21 protein-coding genes are annotated in these 20,622 nt (G+C 58.6%); 9 read left to right on the forward strand and 12 right to left on the reverse strand.

Annotation, left to right across the window (positions count from 1 at the left end; translation table 11 throughout):
- Window positions 1–41: 41 nt before the first annotated feature.
- The 5 genes from G5221_RS15845 (at window position 42) to rlmM (ending at window position 5,535) form a co-directional block, all read left to right on the forward strand.
- Window positions 42–2,183, forward strand: coding sequence for a methyl-accepting chemotaxis protein (locus G5221_RS15845; protein ID WP_227341198.1), 2,142 nt, complete (start codon window positions 42–44; stop codon window positions 2,181–2,183).
- 284 nt (window positions 2,184–2,467) lie between these two features.
- Window positions 2,468–3,388 (forward strand): transcriptional regulator GcvA, encoded by a 921-nt coding sequence (locus G5221_RS15850; protein ID WP_005338622.1) that lies wholly within the window; start codon window positions 2,468–2,470, stop codon window positions 3,386–3,388.
- Entirely contained in the window at window positions 3,381–4,010 is a 630-nt protein-coding gene (locus G5221_RS15855; RefSeq protein ID WP_227341196.1) for an alpha/beta family hydrolase, read from the forward strand. Before G5221_RS15850 ends, G5221_RS15855 begins: the two co-directional genes overlap by 8 nt.
- Before the next feature lie 51 nt (window positions 4,011–4,061).
- Complete coding sequence (locus G5221_RS15860) at window positions 4,062–4,448, forward strand: DUF423 domain-containing protein (RefSeq protein WP_227341194.1); 387 nt, start codon at window positions 4,062–4,064, stop codon at window positions 4,446–4,448.
- Window positions 4,441–5,535: a 23S rRNA (cytidine(2498)-2'-O)-methyltransferase RlmM gene (gene rlmM, locus G5221_RS15865; RefSeq protein ID WP_005338617.1), complete on the forward strand. Its 1,095-nt coding sequence runs from the start codon at window positions 4,441–4,443 to the stop codon at window positions 5,533–5,535. The genes G5221_RS15860 and rlmM overlap by 8 nt, the downstream gene beginning before the upstream one ends.
- Window positions 5,536–5,617: 82 nt before the next feature.
- Here rlmM and G5221_RS15870 read toward each other — a convergent pair whose 3' ends face one another.
- From G5221_RS15870 to queF, 7 genes are all read right to left on the reverse strand, one after another.
- Window positions 5,618–6,076 (reverse strand): hypothetical protein, encoded by a 459-nt coding sequence (locus G5221_RS15870; RefSeq protein ID WP_136501476.1) that lies wholly within the window; start codon window positions 6,074–6,076, stop codon window positions 5,618–5,620.
- A 117-nt stretch (window positions 6,077–6,193) separates the two neighbouring features.
- Window positions 6,194–7,201, reverse strand: coding sequence for an isocitrate dehydrogenase (locus G5221_RS15875; protein ID WP_421263558.1), 1,008 nt, complete (start codon window positions 7,199–7,201; stop codon window positions 6,194–6,196).
- Window positions 7,202–7,360: 159 nt separating this feature from the next.
- Window positions 7,361–8,161, reverse strand: a complete 801-nt coding sequence (xni, locus tag G5221_RS15880) for a flap endonuclease Xni (RefSeq protein ID WP_110303307.1) — start codon at window positions 8,159–8,161, stop codon at window positions 7,361–7,363.
- Window positions 8,162–8,296: 135 nt separating this feature from the next.
- A complete protein-coding gene (gene ppnN, locus G5221_RS15885) occupies window positions 8,297–9,652 on the reverse strand; it encodes a nucleotide 5'-monophosphate nucleosidase PpnN (RefSeq protein WP_019445906.1) in 1,356 nt (451 codons plus the stop codon).
- 148 nt (window positions 9,653–9,800) lie between these two features.
- Window positions 9,801–11,414, reverse strand: coding sequence for a GGDEF domain-containing protein (locus G5221_RS15890; protein WP_227341190.1), 1,614 nt, complete (start codon window positions 11,412–11,414; stop codon window positions 9,801–9,803).
- Between the two features lie 79 nt (window positions 11,415–11,493).
- Window positions 11,494–13,776 (reverse strand): hypothetical protein, encoded by a 2,283-nt coding sequence (locus G5221_RS15895; protein ID WP_421222323.1) that lies wholly within the window; start codon window positions 13,774–13,776, stop codon window positions 11,494–11,496.
- A gap of 177 nt (window positions 13,777–13,953) precedes the next feature.
- Window positions 13,954–14,802 (reverse strand): NADPH-dependent 7-cyano-7-deazaguanine reductase QueF, encoded by an 849-nt coding sequence (gene queF, locus G5221_RS15900; RefSeq protein ID WP_101530823.1) that lies wholly within the window; start codon window positions 14,800–14,802, stop codon window positions 13,954–13,956.
- Between the two features lie 204 nt (window positions 14,803–15,006).
- Between queF and syd the strand changes: the two genes are divergently transcribed.
- Entirely contained in the window at window positions 15,007–15,555 is a 549-nt protein-coding gene (gene syd / locus G5221_RS15905; RefSeq protein WP_101530793.1) for a SecY-interacting protein, read from the forward strand.
- A gap of 92 nt (window positions 15,556–15,647) precedes the next feature.
- Here the strand turns inward: syd and G5221_RS15910 are convergent, their stop codons facing one another.
- The 5 genes from G5221_RS15910 to G5221_RS15930 all read right to left on the reverse strand — a co-directional run bounded on the left by G5221_RS15910 (window position 15,648) and on the right by G5221_RS15930 (window position 18,581).
- Window positions 15,648–16,433 (reverse strand): Zn-ribbon-containing protein, encoded by a 786-nt coding sequence (locus tag G5221_RS15910; RefSeq protein ID WP_227341186.1) that lies wholly within the window; start codon window positions 16,431–16,433, stop codon window positions 15,648–15,650.
- A gap of 3 nt (window positions 16,434–16,436) precedes the next feature.
- Window positions 16,437–16,733, reverse strand: a complete 297-nt coding sequence (locus G5221_RS15915; protein ID WP_227341185.1) for a hypothetical protein — start codon at window positions 16,731–16,733, stop codon at window positions 16,437–16,439.
- Window positions 16,734–16,817: 84 nt separating this feature from the next.
- On the reverse strand, window positions 16,818–17,054 hold the full coding sequence (locus tag G5221_RS15920) for a DUF2789 family protein (protein ID WP_005338602.1): 237 nt from the start codon (window positions 17,052–17,054) through the stop codon (window positions 16,818–16,820).
- A 74-nt stretch (window positions 17,055–17,128) separates the two neighbouring features.
- Window positions 17,129–17,428 carry a DUF3301 domain-containing protein gene (locus G5221_RS15925; protein ID WP_139409987.1) on the reverse strand — a complete coding sequence of 100 codons (300 nt, stop codon included), beginning with the start codon at window positions 17,426–17,428 and terminating at the stop codon, window positions 17,129–17,131.
- 112 nt (window positions 17,429–17,540) lie between these two features.
- Window positions 17,541–18,581 carry a DUF3549 family protein gene (locus tag G5221_RS15930; RefSeq protein WP_421205924.1) on the reverse strand — a complete coding sequence of 347 codons (1,041 nt, stop codon included), beginning with the start codon at window positions 18,579–18,581 and terminating at the stop codon, window positions 17,541–17,543.
- A 276-nt stretch (window positions 18,582–18,857) separates the two neighbouring features.
- On the opposite strand from G5221_RS15930, the gene G5221_RS15935 reads away from it, so the two are divergent.
- The 3 genes from G5221_RS15935 to G5221_RS15945 all read left to right on the forward strand — a co-directional run bounded on the left by G5221_RS15935 (window position 18,858) and on the right by G5221_RS15945 (window position 20,494).
- Window positions 18,858–19,193: a YqcC family protein gene (locus tag G5221_RS15935; RefSeq protein WP_005338596.1), complete on the forward strand. Its 336-nt coding sequence runs from the start codon at window positions 18,858–18,860 to the stop codon at window positions 19,191–19,193.
- Window positions 19,190–19,963: a tRNA pseudouridine(65) synthase TruC gene (gene truC / locus G5221_RS15940; RefSeq protein WP_019445213.1), complete on the forward strand. Its 774-nt coding sequence runs from the start codon at window positions 19,190–19,192 to the stop codon at window positions 19,961–19,963. The genes G5221_RS15935 and truC overlap by 4 nt, the downstream gene beginning before the upstream one ends.
- A gap of 90 nt (window positions 19,964–20,053) precedes the next feature.
- Window positions 20,054–20,494: a flavodoxin gene (locus G5221_RS15945; RefSeq protein ID WP_201991790.1), complete on the forward strand. Its 441-nt coding sequence runs from the start codon at window positions 20,054–20,056 to the stop codon at window positions 20,492–20,494.
- Window positions 20,495–20,622 lie beyond the last annotated feature (128 nt).

Below are 20,622 nucleotides of genomic sequence, written 5' to 3' on the forward strand. Positions count from 1 at the left end.
TCGATAATCTACCTGTATCTGCATGAAGTAGGAATATTGGCATGAATGCTCTTTCTGTCCAGGGACGGATTACCCTGATCGCCGGTTGCTGTCTGCTGGTCACGGCCGCTGCGCTGGTCACCTCCTCTATTTATAACGCGAGCAAGATGCAGTCCCAGGTGCGGCAAGCCACCATGCATGAGGCACAGCTGTCAGCCGAAAACAGGATGAAAGCGATGGGGTCAGAGCAGGCCGCCAAGGTGACCAGCTATCTTGATGAAGCCTATTTTCGTGCCAGTCTGCTGGCCGAGAGCGTGCTGTTCCAGCGCAAGAATGCGGCCGACAACTTCGTTCATTCGGAGGCGCTGCGCGGGGCTATCAATCAGCAATTGCACGATGCGGCAGCCTCATCGACCAACCTGCTCGGCGTCTATGCGGTATTTGAGCCCGATCAGCTGGATGGGGAGGACAGCAACTATCAGGGCTCTACGGAACTGGGCTCAAATGACGAAGGACGCTTCTCCAGCTATTGGGCCTATGACAATGGCCAGCTGGTGCCCGAGGTGCAGAATGAGGATGTGCTGACTGACGAGAGCCCGACCGCTGCCGGTGGGGTTGAAAACGAATGGTATCGCTGCAGTATACGTACCCGGGCCCTCTGTCTGCTGGAACCTTATCTCGATGATGTTGGCGACAACAAGATACTGATGACCTCGGTGACAGTGCCCTTGCTGGAGCAAGAGCACTTGCTGGGGATGGTCGGTGTCGATATCTCTCTGACCACCTTGCAGAATCTGGTCTCTTCCATGGACAAGGAGCTCTATGACGGCAAGGGAAAGATATTGTTGGTCAGCCACGATGGGCGTGTGACCGGGGCGGACGAGTTCGCCGTGACGCCGGGCGAGAAACTTGCTCAAACCAATCAGGAGCTGGCTGGTGAATTGCGAGGGTGGCTTGCTCAGGGTAAAGAGCTGACTCGCTGGAGCCGTGACGGTTCCCTGCTGCAGACCTTTGTCCCGGTCTCCATGCGTGGCACCGACCGTAAATGGGGCATCTACATTGAATTGCCACGGGCCGTAGTGCTGGCCTCGGCCCAGCAACTGCAAGATGAGCTGGCCAGTGAGGCCAATCGCAGCGTGGTCTCGCAACTGTCGATCGGGGTGCTGATCTCGCTGGTGGCCCTGAGTTTTATCTGGTTGATGGCGCGCCAGATTGTGGCGCCCATCCGCGCCGTGGTTGCCCGCCTCAAGGATATCGCCAGCGGTGAGGGGGATTTGACCCAGCGTATCGAGATCCAGCGGCAAGACGAAATCGGCGAGCTGGCCAAGTGGTTCAACAGCTTCCTCAACAAGTTGCAATCCACCATCAGTCAGGTGATTGATACCGTCTCCGGTACGCGCAACAGTGCCGAGCGAGCCGCGCAAGTGGCCGAGCGCACCAGCAGTGGCATGCAGGCCCAGTATCAGGAGATCGATCTGGTGGCGACGGCATTTGAAGAGCTGAGCGCCACGGCGTTGCAGGTCTCCGGTAATGCCGGCTCGGCGGTGGCGGCTGCCAACACCACTGACGCTGCAGCGCAAGAGGGCAAGTATGTGGTGGCTGACACCCAGGAAGCGATGCGCAAGCTGATGGCCATCATCAATGATGCCCAGCCGGTAGCCGAGCATCTCTCGGCCAACAGCGGCAACATCAATGACATCCTTATCGTAATCCAGGGGATTGCCGAGCAGACCAACCTGTTGGCACTCAATGCGGCCATTGAAGCGGCGCGAGCCGGTGAACAGGGGAGAGGTTTTGCCGTGGTGGCCGATGAGGTGCGCAATCTGGCAGGACGAACCCAGAATGCGATTGTCGAGATCCAGACCCTGATCAGCCAACTGCAATCCGGTACCGGCGCCGTGGTCAAGGCGATCCGCGATGGTCATGGTCAGGCTGACGAGACGCTAGCCAAGGTGGATCTCTCTGTGCAGGTGCTGGAGCAGATTATCCAGTCGGTCTCCACCATCCATCAGATGAACGAGCAGATTGCCCGGGCGGCGCAGGAGCAGAGCCGGGTGGCGGACGAGATCAACCGTAACGTCAGCAACATTCGCGATGTGAGCCACACCATTCGGGCCGAGGCGGCGACCTCCGCCGAAAATGGTCGCGAGCTCTCTGCGCTGGCGGACAAGCAGCAGCAGCTGGTGGGGCAGTTCAAGGTATAGAAGGGATGAAAAAAGGCGCCATCCAGCTGGAGGCGCCAAACACATTCAGATGACAGACTGGGTCAAACCGGTGAGATTTGAGCCCCTCTTCCCGCAGAGGAAGAAACACAACACCACAATCGCAGTCGAAAGACTCACTAAAAACACATGTAAACCAACACGTAGTAGAAAATGTGAGCCATATGACGACTGATTGCTGGGCGAATTATGTTTATTCACTGGTCGACCCGCAACCGACAAATTATAATGCGCCCCATTAGAAAAACTCATCGTCGGCTGGTGTCATGTCTCGTCGTTTACCCCCGCTCAATGCCCTCAAGGCCTTTGAAGCAGCGGCTCGTCACTTAAGCTTTACCCGCGCAGCAGAAGAGTTGTTTGTGACTCAGGCTGCCATCAGTCACCAGATCAAGGCGCTGGAGGAGTATCTTGGCATCAAGCTGTTCCGCCGCAAAAACCGCTCCTTGTTGCTGACCGAAGAGGGGCAGGGCTATTTCCTGGATATCAAGGACATCTTTGCCTCCATCTCTGAGGCGACCGACAAGCTGCTGGCCCGCAGTGCCAAGGGGGCGTTGACTGTCAGTTTGCAGCCGAGTTTCGCCATCCAGTGGCTGGTGCCGCGGCTGGTCAAGTTCAGCGAGCGTCATCCTGATATCGATGTACGGATCAAGGCGGTCGACCTTGACGAAGGGTCGCTCACCGACGATGTGGATGTGGCCATCTACTACGGGCGCGGCAACTGGCCGGGTCTGCGCTCGGACAAGCTGCATACCGAATACCTGATCCCGGTCTGTTCCCCCTTGCTGCTGACCGGGCCCAAACCGCTGCGTACGCCGCAAGATTTGACTCTTCATACCCTGCTGCACGATACCTCCCGCCGCGACTGGAAGGCGTGGTTCCGCCAGCTCGACATCGATGCGCCCAACGTCAATCAGGGCCCCATCTTCAGCCACTCCACCATGGTGATCCAGGCGGCGATCCACGGTCAGGGAGTGGCACTTGGTCACAGCGTGCTGGCTCAGCCCGAGATTGAGGCTGGTCGCCTCATCTGTCCGTTCGAGCAGGTGTTGGTGAGTAAGAATGCTTTCTATCTGGTGTGCCAGGAGCAGCAGTCGGATCAGGGCAAGATCGTTGCCTTCCGCGACTGGATGCTGGAGCTGGTGGAGCAGGAAGAGGCGCGTCGCAGGGCAAGGCTCGCCGATGCATGAGGTGATCCGCGAGGGGGCAGTTGATGCCCCCGTTCGCATTTTGCTGGCCCACGGGGCAGGTGCAGGGATGGATCACCCCTTTCTTGCCGAGTTGTCACGCCTGCTGGCCGGGCCGGATATCGAAGTGGTGCGCTTCAACTTTCCCTACATGACAAAGCGTGCACAGGATGGCAAGCGCCGCCCGCCTGACAGGGCGCCAGTGCTGCTCGCTCATTGGCGCGACATGATCCGTGAGTTTGCCCATCCACGGCTGTTTCTGGCGGGCAAGTCGATGGGCGGGCGGATGGCGGCGGAACTGTATAGCGAAGGCGAGGGTGAGATGAATGCTGCAGGATTGCTCATTCTCGGGTATCCTTTCCACCCTCCGGCCAAGCCCGACAGCTGGCGAGGCGAGGTACTCAAGCATATTGCAGTACCAACCCTGCTGTTGCAGGGGGAGCGCGATACCTTCGGTAGTCGCGCCGAACTGGCCGATTTCCCCTTCTCACCCGCCGTATCGGTCCATTGGTTGACCGATGGTGATCATGGTTTCAAACCGCGTAAAGCCAGTGGCGTGAGTGAGCAGGAGAATATGCAGCATGCAGCGGCGGCCATCAGCCATTTTGTGGCCCGGCATGGATAGCACGAGAGGGTTGGCTTTATTGCCAGCCTCGATGAGAGAGGGAGAGTGAGGATGCAGATCCATCGACATTGGCTGATACTGGCTGGTCTCTTCGGGTTGACGGCCACCATGCTGGGGGCTTATGGCGCCCATGGATTGGCTGCGACCGGCATTACGCCCGAGCGTCTGGCGGCGTTCAATACCGCCGTGCAATATCAGTTTTTTCACGCATTGGCCCTGCTGGTTCTGGGCTGGTGTGGTGTGCGCAGCAGGGTGATCCAGCTGGCTGGCACCGCCTTTGTGCTGGGGATCATCGGATTCTCCGGCAGTATTTACGCCATGGTGCTGCTTGGCAGCAAGGGGCTGGGGTTGATTACCCCGGCCGGTGGCCTCTGTTTTATGTTGGGATGGACGGCCCTGATCTGGGCTGGCTGTCGTCTTGGAGGAAAAAATGAATAATCTGCTGCTTTATTGCCGCCCCGGTTTTGAGAAAGAGGCGGCTGCAGAGATCACCGAGCGTGCCGGTAACATGCAGTGCTACGGTTTCGCCCGGGTCAAGGACGACAGCGGTTATGTGATCTTCGAACTGTATGACGAGGAGCAGGCGGACCTGCTGGCTCGCAAGCTGCCGTTCCGGGAGCTCATCTTCATCCGCCAGATGCTAGTGGTCACCCATGAGTTGAAGGATCTGGATGTCGCGGACAGGATCTCCCCGATCCTTGAGGCGGTGAGTGACTACACCATTTGCGGTGATCTGCGGGTCGAAACCGCGGATACCAACGAAGCGAAAGAGCTGTCGGCCTTCTGCCGCAAGTTCACCGTGCCGCTGCGTCAGGCGCTGCGCAGCAACGAGATCCTGACCAAGAAGGAGACGCCGAACCGTCCGGTGTTCCACGCCTTCTTCATGGCCAATGATCATGTGTTGCTGGGCTACTCCTATTCGTTCAACAACTCCGGATTCCACATGGGGATCCCGCGCTTGCGCTTCCCGGCCGATGCACCGAGCCGCTCCAGCCTCAAGCTGGAGGAGGCGTTTTACGTTTTCGTGCCGCGGGAAGAGTGGGATGTGCGTCTCTGTTCAGGCATGAAGGCGGTGGATCTGGGGGCTTGCCCGGGTGGCTGGACCTATCAGCTGGTACGCCGTGGCATGATGGTGACGGCGGTCGACAATGGCATGATGGCCCAATCCTTGATGGATACCGGCCAGGTCAAGCATATCCGGGATGACGGTTTCGTCTGGCGTCCGAGCAAGAAGAACACCTACTGGCTGGTGTGCGACATGGTCGATAAACCGGCGCGGGTCGTTCACATGATTGCGGACTGGTTCCGTGAGGGCGACTGCCAGGAGGCGATGTTCAACCTCAAGCTGCCGATGAAGAAGCGTTATGCTGAATCGGTACACAATATCGAGGTGCTGCGCGAGATGCTCAAGGAGATCGACAACGCGTTCGTGATCCAGGCCAAGCAGCTCTATCACGATCGGGAAGAGATCACCGTGCATGTTTACAACAAGTACTGGGTCTCCAAACTCGAGCCCAAGGCGTGATGTAGCGGTTCTGCCCGTACGATAAATACCAAGGCCGACAGGGAAACCTGTCGGCCTTTTGCTATTCGGCTGCCGGAAAATATCAGAAACGGTAATCGAGGCGCAGGGAGGATTCGTCGTCGGTCACCTTGATCTCTATCTGCAGCGGGATGGTTTTGTCGACCGGATTGAATTGCATCTTTATCCCGTCTCCTCTCAGCCTGAGGGCGGTGTTCATTCCGCCAGCCTTGAACTTGACCTTGGGTCTAAAGCGTTCAACTGACAGACTGACGCTCTTTTCCGGGGTCAGATTGAGCTGCGGGTAGGAGGTGATCTTTTGATTACCAAAGTTGTCGGTGGAGACTTCAATACCAAACGACAGGGGTTTGGGTGCCTTGAGTAGGTCGTTGGTATTCAGGCTCGAGCGCCATACCTCTGTGGCAGTCCGTTTTTCCTGCTGTGGCAGTTTGGCGGTTTGGGTCTGTTGATCCTGCTCGAAAGCACTTGCTGCACCACACACCAGCATCAAACCCGAAACCAGATAGCACCCGTATCCCTTCATGAAAAACACTCCCTGTTCTTCTTCTCTATTGAACATAGTTGCTGTTTGGGGAGTGGCAAAGGATTCGAAAATATAAAAAAGGGAGCCTAGGCTCCCTTTTAAAATCAATTGGTTAGCTTACAGGCGATCGATGATGGCTTGGGTGAATTCGCTGGTGGAAGCCGTGCCACCCAGATCGCGGGTGACCCGATCACCGGATTCGATGGTGGCTCGTACCGCCTCGCGGATCTGCTCTGCCTTATCCTGCATGCCGAGGTACTCCAGCATCTGAATGGAGGCGAGGATCACCGAGGTCGGGTTGGCGATATTCTTGCCAGCTATGTCCGGCGCAGAACCGTGGACCGCTTCGAAGATGGCAGCGCCATCGCCGATGTTGGCGCCGGGCGCCATGCCGAGACCGCCAACCAGACCGGCGCAGAGATCCGAGAGGATGTCGCCGAACAGGTTGGTGGTGACCATGACATCGAAACGCTCCGGGTACATCACCAGATTCATGCAGGCGGCATCGACGATCATCTCTTCGCTCTGGATATCCGGGTAGTGGCTGGCGATTTCACGGGCTACTTCGAGGAACAGGCCGGAGGTCGACTTGAGGATGTTCGCCTTGTGGATGATGGTGACCTTCTTGCGCCCTTCCTGACGAGCCAGCTCGAAGGCAAACTTGACGATGCGCTCGGCCCCTTCGCGGGTGATGATGCTCATCGCCTCGGCACTCTTGTTGTCATCACTGCGCTTCTGACCTGCACCCGAGTACATCCCTTCGGTGTTTTCACGCACCGTGATGATGTCGATGTTGTCGTAACGGCTTCTGGTGCCCTTGAAGGAGATGACCGGGCGCACGTTGGCGTAGAGGTTGAACTTCTTGCGCAGGGAGACGTTGATGGAGGTAAAACCGCCGCCGACCGGTGTGGTCAATGGCCCTTTCAGGCTCACCTTGTTCTTCTCAATCAGATCCAGGGTAGCCTGGGGCAGCAGCTCGCCATGCTTCTCGAGGGCAACCAGACCTGCATCAGCGTATTCGTACTCAAAATCACAGCCCGCATGGGTCAGGATCTGGATGGCTGATTCAATAATGCTGGGGCCGATGCCGTCGCCGGGGATCACGGTAATTTTTCTTTTGGACATGAGAGGGTTCCACTTCCAGGGTATAGGGGAGGATGGGGCTGCTTTATAGCATTTACTCAGCAAACCAACCACATTCCTTTACATTCTACTCACTTTTATCAACAGCGAGGGTGAGTCTCGTCATGGTTCACGCCCTTGCCTGCATTTTTGTTCGGCACTTTAGTCTGGCTGGGGCGGGTAGCGGATGTCCCGCAGGTTGAATCCCAGCGGAATATCCCGCTGCAAGCGCACCAGTCGCTGGGCCAGCAGGGCCTCATCCTGATGTTGGCGCAGTTTGATCAGTGGCTTGGCAGCGTCCTCTTGCTGGCAGGCTTCGAGCATGGCTGCCAGATTGCCATATTGTTGCAACAGCTGGGTGGCGGTCTTGGGGCCGATCCCCGGAACCCCCTTGATATTGGAACCGCTGATACCGGTCAGGGCCCAGAAGTCGACCAGCTGAGCAGGGGCTACCCCATATTGCTGCTGGACGAAGGCCGCATCCAGCCAGCGCTTGTTGAAGTAGTCGCGCACCCGGATCTGCGGGCAGATCAGTTGGCAGAAGCCCTTGTCGGTGGAGATGATGGTCGCCTGATGGCCATGGCTGGCGATGCCGCTGGCCAGGGTGGCGATAAGGTCATCCGCTTCATCGGTCTCGGAGAGCAGGGCATCGACACCGCACTCCCAGAAGGCATCCTGCAGGGTCGCCAACCCCTCACGCAGTTCGGGGGGCATGGGAGTTCGCCCCTCCTTGTAGGCCGGATAGACCTCCTTGCGCCAGCTATGCACCTCGCCATCAAACACGGCAATGACATGGGTCGGCTCGCTATTGGCCAGCAGCTTGCGGCAGGTATTGATAAGGTTGGCGCGGGTTGCAACCAGCGCCTGGGCAGGGGTCAGTGCCTGCTGGGCCTGTACCGCGTGCAGACGGCGAATGAGGTTGAGGGCATCGATGATGAGCAGGTGTGGCCGGATAGTTGACATGGGGCACTCTTGGCGGTCGGGACGCCCCATTGTAACAAACCACTCGCCTTATGGGGGATTGATGGCGGTCGGGAAGGCATAGCGCCAATAAAGAGGGGCGCCGATGCGCCCCTCTGTCGATGATGTATCTGTACCCTAGCGGACGATTTCGTAGCAAGGCACATACTGACTGCCCGGCAGCTTCATCCGCTGCTGCTTGACGAAGCTCTCCAGCAGCTTGTCCATCAGGTGCATCAGCTCCTTGTCGCCGTGCAGCTTGAAGGGGCCCTTCTTCTCGATGGCGCGAATGCCCCCTTCCTTGACGTTGCCGGCGACGATGCCGGAGAAGGCACGACGCAGGTTGGCGGCCAGCAACTGGGGCGGCTGGTTGCGGTGCAGATCCAGACTGGCCATGCTGGCGTGATCCGGTTCGAAGGGGAGCTGGAACTCCGGCTCAATCTTGAGGGACCAGTTGAAGGAGTAGGCATCACCGACCGATTTGCGGTATTCGCGGATTTTCGGCATCGCCTCCTTCATCACTCGGGCCACTTCCGGTGCATCGCCAACAATGATCCGGTAGAGCTTGGTCGCCGGTTCACCGAGGGTCGCCTTGATGAAGTCATCGATGGCTCGGAAGTAGTCGGCACTCTCTTTCGGGCCGGTCAGGATGATGGGCATGGGTTGTCGTTCGTTGGCCGGATGCATCATGATGCCGAGCAGATAGAGCAGCTCTTCGGCGGTGCCGACCCCGCCCGGGAAGATGATGATGCCATGGCCCAGACGCACGAATGCTTCCAGCCGTTTCTCGATATCCGGCAGGATCACCAGCTCGTTGACGATGGGGTTGGGCGGCTCGGCCGCGATAATGGAGGGCTCTGTGAGGCCGATGTAGCGCCCGTTGCGCACCCGCTGTTTGGCATGGCCGACGGCGGCCCCCTTCATCGGGCCCTCCATGGCTCCCGGGCCGCAACCGGTACAGATGTTCAGCTCACGCAAGCCCAGCTCGCTGCCCACGGCGCGGGTGTACTGGTACTCGATCTCGTTGATGGAGTGGCCACCCCAGCAGACGATCAGGTTGGGATCGGCGCCAGGCAGGATCACCTTGGCGTTGCGCAGGATGGCGAACACCACGTTGGAGATATGAGTCGAATTGGTGAGGTTGACCAGCCGGTTCGATTCAAGCTGGTTGGAGACATAGAGAATGTCGCGCAGCACCGAGAAGAGGTGCTCCTGAATACCACGAATGATCTCTCCATCGACGAACGCGTGCTCGGGGGCGTTGAACAGTTCCAGCTTGACCCCGCGCTCGCGCCGGATCACATGAATGTCGAATGATTTGAAGCGCTCCAGGATCTCCTTGGAGCTGTCGGTATGGCTGCCGGAATTGAGCACCGCCAGCGAGCAGTTGCGAAACAGTTGATAGATATCGCTGGAGGCAGTCTGCTTGAGGCGATCCACCTCGAGCTGTGACAGCAAATCCATGCTGCCAACGGGATTGATGTGCGTAATCATAGGTTCCCCTTTACTCACTTGTTATCGTTGTGTTTTTTCCCTGGGGAGAAAAGGGATGCCATGTTGCATCCCCTGAGTTTGATAGTAGTGGCAACGGAGGGGGGAGGGAAATAGGGCGACGACTGTTCGCTGTTTTTTTAGTCACAACTCAGGCCAGTGTCACTTGATCCCGACCTGCGTTCTTGGAGTGGTAGAGCGCCTTGTCCGCCCGCTCGAACACATCTGACGGGTTGTCCCCATCCTTGAACAGGGTTGCGCCGATGGAGATGGTGATCTCCACCTTGGCATCGCGAAAACGGAACGGGATGCTCTTGATGGTCTGGCGCAGGGTTTCCAGCGGCTTCTGGAACTTGTCCGGGTTGATATTGGGCAGCAGCACCACGAACTCTTCGCCGCCGAAACGGGCGATGAAGTCAGTGTCACGCAGGGCGCTCTGCAGCGCTTTGGCAACAACCTTCAACGCCTTGTCGCCGGCCATGTGGCCGTAGTTGTCATTGATGTTCTTGAAGTGATCGATGTCGATGATCGCCATGCAGAGCGGAGTGCGGTAGCGAAGCCAGCGCTTGAACTCCTGCTCCAGCCGCTCGTCGAGGGCGGCCCGGTTGTGTACCTGGGTCAGGCTGTCGAGGAACAGCTTGTGTTTTTGAATGGTCAGCCGCTTCTTGTACTCGGCGGTCTCCTCCTTCATCAAGCGCAGCTTGGACTCCATGGTGGAGAGGCGGGTAAGCAGGTGACGCTCCCGCGCCGCTGTGCTGTCACGCTCCTGCAGCAGCAGGTTGATGGCGCCCATATGGCCGGAGATGGCGCGCTTGAGCGCATCGATGGAGTTATGGCTGGCCAGGGAGTGATCGATCGCCTGCAACTCGTTGACCAGCGCCTCGCGGGTCTCTCGGGTTTCGTTTTGCAGCGCACGCCCCTCATCGAGGGATTCGGTAAAGCCGACATGCACTGCTGACAGGCTCTCGTTGAGGGAGCTGAGAAAGGCGCGGGAGGCTTTGCGCTCCTCGCGGGTGCCTTCGATGATAAGTTCGATGACCTGCATACAGGTCTCTGCCAGCATGGCAGGATTGATGCCGATCAGCAGTTGACGGCGGATATCCCCGAGGCTCTCGCCAATTGAACCGGCGAAATCAAGTTCGGTGATCAGCCGCTGCAGTTCGTCTGCGATACGCGCATGATCTTTGAGGTCAAACGGCTCAACATCAGGTTGGGGTTCACAACCGGGCTCGCTCTCTTGCTGTTGGGGCGCTGAAGAGCCGGACAGTGGCTGGCTTGGCAGCAGCTGGATCTTGATCGCCTGCTGATAGAATTCAAGCAGGCGGATCACCTTCTTTTGATGATCGGCAATACCATAGCCGGCGGGGCTTTTCAGAAATTCCTTGAGGGATTTTCGGGTCTCTTCCGGGAAGCCCTTGATGGTTTTTAGCTGTTTTGAGCCAAGATCAATGGCTGCCTGGGTCAGGGTGAGCGACTCTTCCAGTGCATTGCTGTGCTGCTGCAGCAACTTCTCGATGGCAAGTAGCTCTGCATCCAGCGAGGTGAATGCGGGATTGCTATCCAGTCTCTGCTTGAGTTTGGCGAAGCGATTGTCCAGCTCGCGATCGAAGCCGCGGCAAGAGAGCATCAGCTTGTTGATAAACTGGATGCCACGAGCTCGCTCTGCATCGGAAAAGGAGAGAACGCCGTCGAGCTCCAGCTGTTTTTGCTGGAGGGATTCCCTGAGCCTGGCCAATTGTCCTGCTACGGCAGCGATGTCATTCATTATCAGGTCGCCCTGTTGTCATTATTGTTTTTGGTGTTGGATAGCAACAGTGGCCGAACCCGAGGTTGAGTGTCGTCTGTTATCTATTATTTGCCGGCTGGCCTTCAGCCGCTTGCATCCTTGCGAGGCTGGGCCAGTTAACCCATTGCTTTTCATGAGAAGAATTGACTTTTACCAGCCCCTTGTCAATTGCCATCAAGCCGCATTGCCACACATCCCCATTAAAAAATGCAGCCTGCTGGCAATCGATGGCGGCGAGCTCCAACCAGGCGTTTTGCCGGTATTTTTCACTGAGCTGAATGGCTCCCGACAGGGCGAGATAGCAGAGGTCGAACAGGCCATTGTGATCGAGCGCGGTCGCCGCCTTGGGCAGGAAGGGGTGGCTGACAATCCCCAGGCTTATCTGGCGATCAAGCTCGTATTGGCAAGGGAAGGCGGCGATGGCGGTTAGCAGGTCTCCCGCAAGTTGATGCAGGTTGGTCACGTGGCGCTGCGGCACAACGTACAGCATGTGCCCTTCCCGCAAGTCATAGATACGGCCATCTTGCGGGGTCAGGGTATCCATATAGATGCCGAACGCCTGCTCGATTTCACGGCTGGCCTGATAGCCGTGGCGCTCCAGCGTATTGACCAGGAAGGGTACCCGGAACAGCAGATAGTGCAGCTTGTCATCGAATTCACTGTGCTCTTCGCTCAGATACCAGCGCTCCGATTTCAGCTGGCGTTTTGCCATCTCCCGCGGCCAGCGATTCATCAGCCGCTGCCAGTTGGCAAGTCCGGAGCGGGGTTCGATCAGCAGGGCCTCGCCAGTGCGTTTCAGTTGCAGACGGGCGGTACGCAATTTTAGCCAGAGGGTGAAGAAGAGGTAGATAAAGAGCGCCAGCAGCAGGCTGGTGGTAATGCTCGACCAGAGATAGCGCTCCTGCTGGTGCTGGCTGTTGTTAAGCTGCTGCTCCAGCTCCTTGATGTGTTGTACCCGTTCAACCTGGACATAGTTGTCGCGGATCGCAGCCTGCTCCTGATCAATTTCCTGCTGGCGAACCTCTTCTCCCAAACGATGGAAGCGCTTGTAACTGTCGAGGGCCTGGTGCAGGTATCCCTTCTGTTCATACGCAAGTGACAACAGGCGGAATACTTCGTACTGGCGGCGAGTGTCGCCTACCTGATTGGCCAGTGCCCGGGCATTTTCCAGCTGCAGGATGGCGATGGCCGCCTCATGCTTCTTCAGATAGAGCTCGCCGAGCAACAGCAGGGTATCGATCAGCGGCTCTTTGGCATCGCCCAACTCGTGGGACTGCCGGGATGCATTGAGGTAGTTGCCGGCCAGCGAGAGGTTACCGCTTTGCAGATAGGTTTTGCCTATCTCGTACTTGAGCAGAGAGGCCTGCGGCCGACTGCTTCCCTCATCAAGCAAATCCAGCGCATTGAAGAAGTAGACCAGCGCCATATTGAGGTCGCCCTGATCGCGGTTGAGTCGGGCCAGCACGATAAGTGAGTCGCATAGCAGTGACGGATTGCCGATGGAGTGAAAATAGTTGGCCGCTTCATTGGCATATTGCAGTGCTTTCTGGGGCTCCTGCTCTTGCTGATAGAGTTTGACTATCTGGTTGGAGAGCAAGCCGAGAAAGAGCGGGTCGTTGAGATTCTTGGCCTGCTGCTGGGCATCGATATATTCACCCAGTGCCAGCTGGGGTTGTTGCAGCACACGATAAAGGTCGCCGCTGATGGCGCTGACCCAGGCGCTGGCAAGAGGATTGGTGGCTTTGGCAGCCCAGATCCTTGCATCCGCCAGATGGGTCTTGGCGTCTTCAAGATGCTGATTTTCAATCTCGTAGCTGGTGCGTTGCAGGCGGCTATAGATCTGTAACTGGCTCTGTTTGAGGTCGGGACGGGCCAGCTGTTCGTCCAATTGTTCCAGCAGGATACGGCTGTTGTTCTGGCCATCTTGCCTTAGCCCCTGGCTACGGATTTTGAGATAGAGGGCGTGGGCCTTGAGTTCGGGTTGGCGCTCTCTCTCCGCCAGTTCCATCGCCTTGTCGAGGGTTTGCTGGGTAGCTTGATATTGGCCAAGCTGGATTCGGCACTCCCCTTCAAGCAGGTGTGCTCCGATGGTTTGCGAAACGGTGCTGTAGCTGAGCAGAGGCTCGCGATAGCCGAACTCCTGACGATTACTGATGATTTGCTGGGGATTATTGGCCGCACGCGTCAGAAAGGCGGAGGTGATCTGAACACATCTGGCAGGGTCGGTCAGCACCAGTGATTGGGCCTGTTGCAGATCCAGGGATAGTTGCTCCTTGTCCAGATCCAGATTTGGAGCGGACAGAGAAGACATCATCATAGCCAGAAAAAACAGTTGATTCATTGGATTAAGGACGGCGCAGAGGTGTTGGCATGTTATCCAAGCCCACCCCTGCGAGTCCAGCGTTTACTGATGGTGTGCTCAGGCTCCTTTGTAGCCGGATGCATCAAGGCGCCAGCAGGGTTGAGATAGCAGGGCGCTGTGGTGTGATACCGGGAAGCCCTTTATCAACGTCTGCTCTTATTGACGGATCAGACGCAGGTTGGTTGGCACGGCTTCGAAATCGGAGCGGAACGGGTTGATGTCGAGGCCGCCGCGGCGGGTATAGCGTGCATAGACGGTCAACTGCTCAGGCTGGCAATAGTGCTTGAGGTCGATAAAGATCCGCTCGATGCACTGCTCGTGGAACTCGTTGTGTTGGCGGAACGAGATGAGGTAGCGCAGCAGCTTCTCCCGATCGAGTTTCGGCCCCTTGTAGCGGATTACCACGGAGCCCCAGTCGGGCTGGCTGGTGACCAGGCAGTTGGATTTGAGCAGGTGGCTGTGCAGAGTCTCTTCAACCTGCTCGCTGCCGGCCGCCCCTTGCAGCAGGGACGCATCAAACTCGTAATTGTCTACCTCGATATCCTGCTCATCAATGCACTCGCCGGGCAGCAGGGCAATCTGGTGCGGCGCCTTGTCGAGGGGGAACAGGGTCACCTTGACGGTCTCACCGGCACAGGCACTCAGATCCTTGGTCAGCATGGCGGCGACTGCCTCGATAGAGTCGCAACGGGTCTGGTTGAAGGAGTTGAGGTAGAGCTTGAAGGATTTGGATTCGATCAGGTTCGCACTGGTGGCCGGAATGGCCACTTCACCCACCGCCACCATCGGCTTGCCCTTGGCATTGAGCCAGGAGAGCTCATAGAGGGTCCAGACATCGCAACCGCTAAAGGGCAGGTCATCGCCCAGCTTGAGATCATCCCGGTTCAGGCTACGTGGAACCGGCTGCAGCAGGGAGGGGGTGTACTGGCTAATGTAATCGGATTGCTGGCCCAGGCTCAGGCCGGTCAGGGCGCTGGCCCCGGCGTATCTATCTTGTTTGCTCACAGGGTTGCTCACGTAATGTGCTCATGATGAGTGGAATGAAACGGGCCATTGCAGGGCCGGATGGTTGCAGCCGCTTGGCTTGGGCGTCGGCCTCTCTGTATCCCGGGTTCTGTTTCCCGGGTCACTAGGTCGGCTGGCAACCTTGTCTGTTACCGGGTTTGGTGGTGCAATAGCGGACTTTGCCAGCAATTGTGGGGATTTTCGATGTCGGATCAAGTTTTGTCTGCCCTGGAGCACTTTTTTGCCCGCTGGCAACGGGATGGCGAGGCCAGACGAGGCCTGCCCCTGTGCGAGTGGGAGGCGGACTGGCGTTCCCCCTGCCAGCTTGGTGAGCCCGCCGATGGCCGGGTGGCCTGGCGCCCTCACCAGCGCTCCGAGCCGGCCGATTTTACAGCCATGGCCGATGCCCTCGAGCTGACGATTCATCCCAGCGCTATCGCCCTGTTCGGGCACTGGTTAAGCCGCCCCATCCCCTGCCTTTTCAAGGGGCTGCGCCTTGAACTGATCCTGCCGTGGAACGACGCGGATCTCGACCTGCTCAAGGAGAACCTCATCGGCCACCTGCTGATGCTGCGCAAGCTAAAACGAACCCCCTCCATCTTCATTGCCACCACCCGCAACGAGATGACGCTCATCTCCCTTGATAACGAGAGTGGTCAGGTGTGGCTGGAGTGGCTCGATTCCGGCCGCCGTCTGACGTTGGCGCCCTCCTTGCCGGCGTTTCTGGAACGGCTTGAGACGTTGCCGCAATAGCACCTGCTCGAGCCAAGGTTACCCATCGGAACGAAAAGAGCCTTGCCATGCGGCAAGGCTCTTTTTTATGGCATCGCGTACAGGGAACGCGCTTAATCCTTGAAATCCCAGGAGAGGTTGGAGACCAGACGGCAGCTGTCGCACTTGAAGTCGAAGATCTCGTGCAGCGGCTCTGTCAGCGCCCACTCACCGCCACAGCTGGGGCAGGGGCGCGCCTTCTCCTCGGCGGCGCTCAGCCCGCCCACCCGATAGAGGTAGTAGTAGGTGGGGATGCCGCTCAGCACTTCCAGCCGTTTGGCCAGATCGCTGCCGCGCCGGTAGAGGCGGCTGCCCACTTCGCCGATTTCGTGCAGCGCCGCATGTTCGGCGATGGAGCCGTTCATCTGCAACTGATCGCACGCCTCCCAATCCTCCTGCCACTTGATGATCTGTTTCTGATCGCCGTTGGCGACTGCGGGCAGTTGGTAGAGCGGAATGGGGGCGAAGTGGTCGCCACAGCGCAGCGGCGAGCAGGTATGCAGGAAGCTGGTATAGAGCATCATCCAGCTCGGCCGCTCGCCCTGCTGGCCGCAAGGATCTGTGCTGTCGGAGAGCAGATCCGCCCCCTGCAGCTGGAGTTTGGGCGCTAGCAACCCCGCCTGATTGAGCTGCTGTTCGGCCAGTTTGACTTGCTCGCTCTGGTTGTCGGGGTGCAGGCTATCCTGCTCCGGGCAGACCACCCGACTGACGAAATAGCCTTCATGCATGCTGGTGGGGAACTCCCGCCCGAGGATCTGGCCCTGATAACGCAGCATGTCGAGGTAGTTGACGATAGCACGCTCGGCGTCGCCAAGGGAGGTATCGCGGTAACACTCAAAGCAGAGTTCGACGATATACATGGTTCAGCCTTGCCCCTGCTGAAGGAGCAGGTCGGTCAGGCGATCCACCTTCTGTTCGATGCGTGCGAGCTGTTCGGCGAGTTGCTGCAGGGTGAGCGCCGGCGCTGGCTGGGGGGCTGCCTCTTGCAGGATCTCGCTCTCGGCGGTCGCGACGGGCTGCTGCTTCCACTGGCTCAGCACTTTCAGCAGCTCGGCCATCGGCACAGGCTGGGTGAGGCGGGCCTTGATCATGGCGGTGGTGGGTGTCAGGCCCTTGGTGGCCAGCTCGTTGGCAATTCGGATGATCTCGTGGGCGGACATAAGCATGCTCTGGGTGAGAAGGGGGGATCGATATCGGTGCGGGATCTTAACCAAAGCCAGCAGGGGAGGAAAGGGGCGGGCGGCTTAGCGGGGCTGGCGCAGCATTACATCGAGCTGGTCGATCGCCTCGCACCAGTCGGAGTCGTTCCACAGGGCATCGCGCAGGAAGCTGGCCTGGGCGGCGTTCCAGAAACCGGCCTCCGGCAACAGGGTTTCATTGTCGAGGTGATGGTCGTGCACAAAGCGGTGCAGGCTCAGCTCGTCGTTGGCCATCCCGAGCTGGGCAAACAGGGCTGGCAGATCGTGGACAAGGGGTTCCATCTCGTCTCTCCCTTTGTTTAATCCCTGAGATTATAGACAGGCACAGCCATCGGGCGCAGAGACGAGATTGGGGATCAGGCAGAGGGGATGCGATGGGGTGGCAGATCAACGCCTACGATGTGCAGCCCCTGCATCTTGAGGGTGCCCTGATAGTGGCTCTCGCCATCGCTGGAAAATTCAAACTGATAGTGGGTCAGCAGCCGCAGGGGATTATGTGCCAGCTCCCGCCGATGGCGAGCCAGTGACAGCAGTTGCAGGTCATGGTGCTGGCAGTAGCGGCGCATGTATTGCCAGGCCACTTCTGCCTGTTGGCGTTGCAGCCAGAACAGGCCGGCAATCGCAATCAGCAACAAAATTCCGAGCATCTCTCCCATAGGCGGGCTTCCTTATCGTGATGTCGATAACCGGGAGTCCTGCTCGGCACTCCCGATCTCCTTTTCTATATTCCCGCCGTGTTGCCTCGTGGCGTGAGGGGGGGGCGAGGGATCAGGCCGAGGCAAACAGACGGCCGATGGCCTTGCCCAGCGCATCGCTGCGGTTGGGGTCACGCAGTCTGGCCAGCATATCATTGCGCAGGGCCGGTAAAGTGACCAACTCGGCAAAAACCTGATTGAAGAACTGGGTCGGTTGCAGTGCCAGCTGTTCCAGATAGTGGCTGAGCAGATTGGCATCTTTCAGGTCGGGCCAGAGCCGGCCGGCGATGGCGAGCAGCAGCGCAGGGCTCGGCTGGGTTTGCAGCAGGGTCAGCAGCTTGTTGGTGCGCAAAGTGCTGCCGGGGCAGGAGGACATGGCGCGGCAGAGGTAGGCCAGGGTCTCAGGGTTGGGGGCGGCGCACTCCTGCTCCTTGCCGATCCGCTCGAGCAGGGCCCCTTGTACTGCAGGTGGCAGCGGGGCGTTTTCAAGGCTCTGGCAGAGGGCATAGAGCGGTTCCTGCGGCAGTTTGGGCAGCGCCTTGCAGATCAGCGCCAGATTGCGCTCATCATGCAGCCGCTCGGCCAGATCGGCAAAGCCCTGCAGCCCCAGAGTCTGCCAACCGGTGTCGTTGGGGGCGGCCAGATAGTGGCAGAGGGCATCGTAATAGGCAGAAGGGGCCTGTTCCAGCTGGCGCGCCAGTTTGGCGTGCAGACTGGCCATCTTGGCCTCCGCCGGGCGGAAGGTGTAGGGATTGTCGGCCAAGCGCTGGGCTTTTTCCTCGTCCAGATCGCCGGTGAGCTTGTAGCCCAGGGTCTCCACCACCTGATCCATGAACAGCTTGGGGCCGTTTGACATCAGCAGGCCGCGCTCATCGAGGGCAAACTTGAGGAACCAGAGGTAGTGGCGAGACTCGCTTGGCTGGAAGAAGTGTACACCGAGCCAGGCGTGCTGTTGCAGCGGCCAGGGATAGGGCTCCTGCTGCTGTTCGATGCGCACAAAGGTGTCGCTTGCCAGTGGCCGCACCTGGCGGCCCATGTCAAACAGCTGGAACTGGGTGCCAGCCTGAGTCAGAAATTCGGTCAAGGTATTGATGGCAGTAGGCGTCACAGACATGGTGAGATCCGGCTAATGGTGATGCGGGCCGATTATAAGGCCCTTGCCGAGGATAGCCAGTGGCAGCAGACGTGCGCTGCGGCAGATATCAACATGGCAGCCATGCGGGGGGAGGTGTATAGTATCGCCCTTTTTTAAAGTCGGCAGGCCGCGCTGGCTGCCGTGTATGTCGACGAGCAGGCTTAATCGCCGGTGCTGCGCGACCGAATGTATCGGCATCCTGGCTGACCCTGTCGGGTCAGCGGATCAATCTGTGGTTATGAGGAAGAGAGCGAGATGAATCAATATTTGCTGGTAGCTGGCCTGTTGGGGGAACTCACCGCCGAGTTGCAGCGCCTTGAGCGCTGGCAAGCTGACCATCCCGGTGACGAAGCCCTGGCAAGCACCCTGCCTTTTTGTGTCGATACCCTGAGCTTTGATCAGTGGCTGCAGTTCGTGCTGATCCCGCGCATGGAGCAACTGGTGATGTTGCAGGCTCCGCTGCCAACTAGCGTTTCCCTCTATCCCATGGCCAGCGAAGTCTATAAAGAAGATCTGGCCGAGGCAGAAGCGCTGCTGCGCCTGATCGCCCGCTTCGATCTGCTGCTTTCCGGCAAAGTGATCGAACAATGATGCCTGCGCAAACTCGAGAAGAGAGTGACCTGAAGCTGACCCTGCTCTATCAGGATGAGTGGCTGGTGGCGGTCAACAAGCCGTCCGGTCTGCTGGTGCACCGCAGCTGGCTCGACAAGGGCGAGACCCGTTTTGCCATGCAGATGACCCGGGATCTCATCGGTGGTCGCCATGTCTATCCGGTGCATCGCCTCGACCGTCCCACCTCAGGCGTGCTGCTGTTTGCGCTCGATCCGGTGATTGCCCGCGCGCTGACCGAAGCCTTTACCCAGCGTCAGGTGCACAAGGAGTATCTGGCATTGGTGCGCGGTTGGGCGCCCGAGCAGGGGGTGATCGACTATCCCCTTAAGGAGCAGTTGGACAAGATTGCCGATGCCATGAGCAACCCGGATCGCCCGGCGCAGGATGCCGTCACCACCTTCCGGCGCCTGCATCAGGTCGAGCTGCCCCACGCGGTCTCCAAGAAGCATCCCACCAGTCGCTACAGTCTGGTCAGATTGTTCCCGAAGACCGGCCGCAAGCATCAGCTACGCCGTCATATGGATCACTTGTTCCACCCCATCGTCGGGGATACCACCCACGGGGATGGCCGTCACAACCGTTTCTTTCGCGAGCACTTTGGCTGCGAACGGCTGCTGCTGGTGGCCCGCACCCTGAGCTTTACCCATCCGGTGCTCAAGGTGCCGATGCGGATCCAGGCGCCGCTCGGTCAGGATGTGCTGCGCCTGTTTGCCGAGCTGGGCTGGCCCGCCAGCGAGAGCGACTACTAAGCGCCTGCTCCTCAGCCCTGAACCGGTGGCATCTGACGCCAGCTTGCTGATAGAGTTGCTCAAAAGAGTGACTCAAACAGGGAGGGGAGAATGGCGCAGATCGATATCGTGGTAGGAACTGTCTATGGCGCAGCCATGCTGGTGGCCGAGACCTTGGCAGATGAGCTGGAACGCAATGGGCATCACTGTTCTCTGCACGAAGAAGCACGGCTGGCGGACATCGACCCTGGGCGTTTTTTATTGCTGGTCAGTGCCACCACCGGGCAGGGGGATATTCCACCCAATCTGCAGCCTTTTGCCAGCGAGCTGGCCGACAAGGCACCTTGGCTCAAGGGATTGCGTTATGCCCTGATTGCCATGGGGGACAGCAGCTATGACCATTTTTGTGGCGCGGGCCGTCGGCTGGACGGATTGCTGCAAGAGCTGGGGGCCACTCGAGTGATGCCCCCGCTGGAGCTGGATGCCACCGTGCACGATGAACCCGAACAGGTGGCACTCAGCTGGCTGAAAAAGTGGGATATTCAGCCCTGAATATTCTCTTGAATAGAGCCATATCAATCCCCTGAGCCTTAAGTAGCAGGGGATTGTTATTTGCACAAAAACCATCTCACTCTGCAAAGCATATTTCCCCTGATGGCGGAGGGGTATTTTCCCCTTTT

Source organism: Aeromonas sp. 602200 (assembly GCF_049173895.1).
Taxonomy (GTDB): Bacteria; Pseudomonadota; Gammaproteobacteria; order Enterobacterales; family Aeromonadaceae; genus Aeromonas; species Aeromonas veronii_A.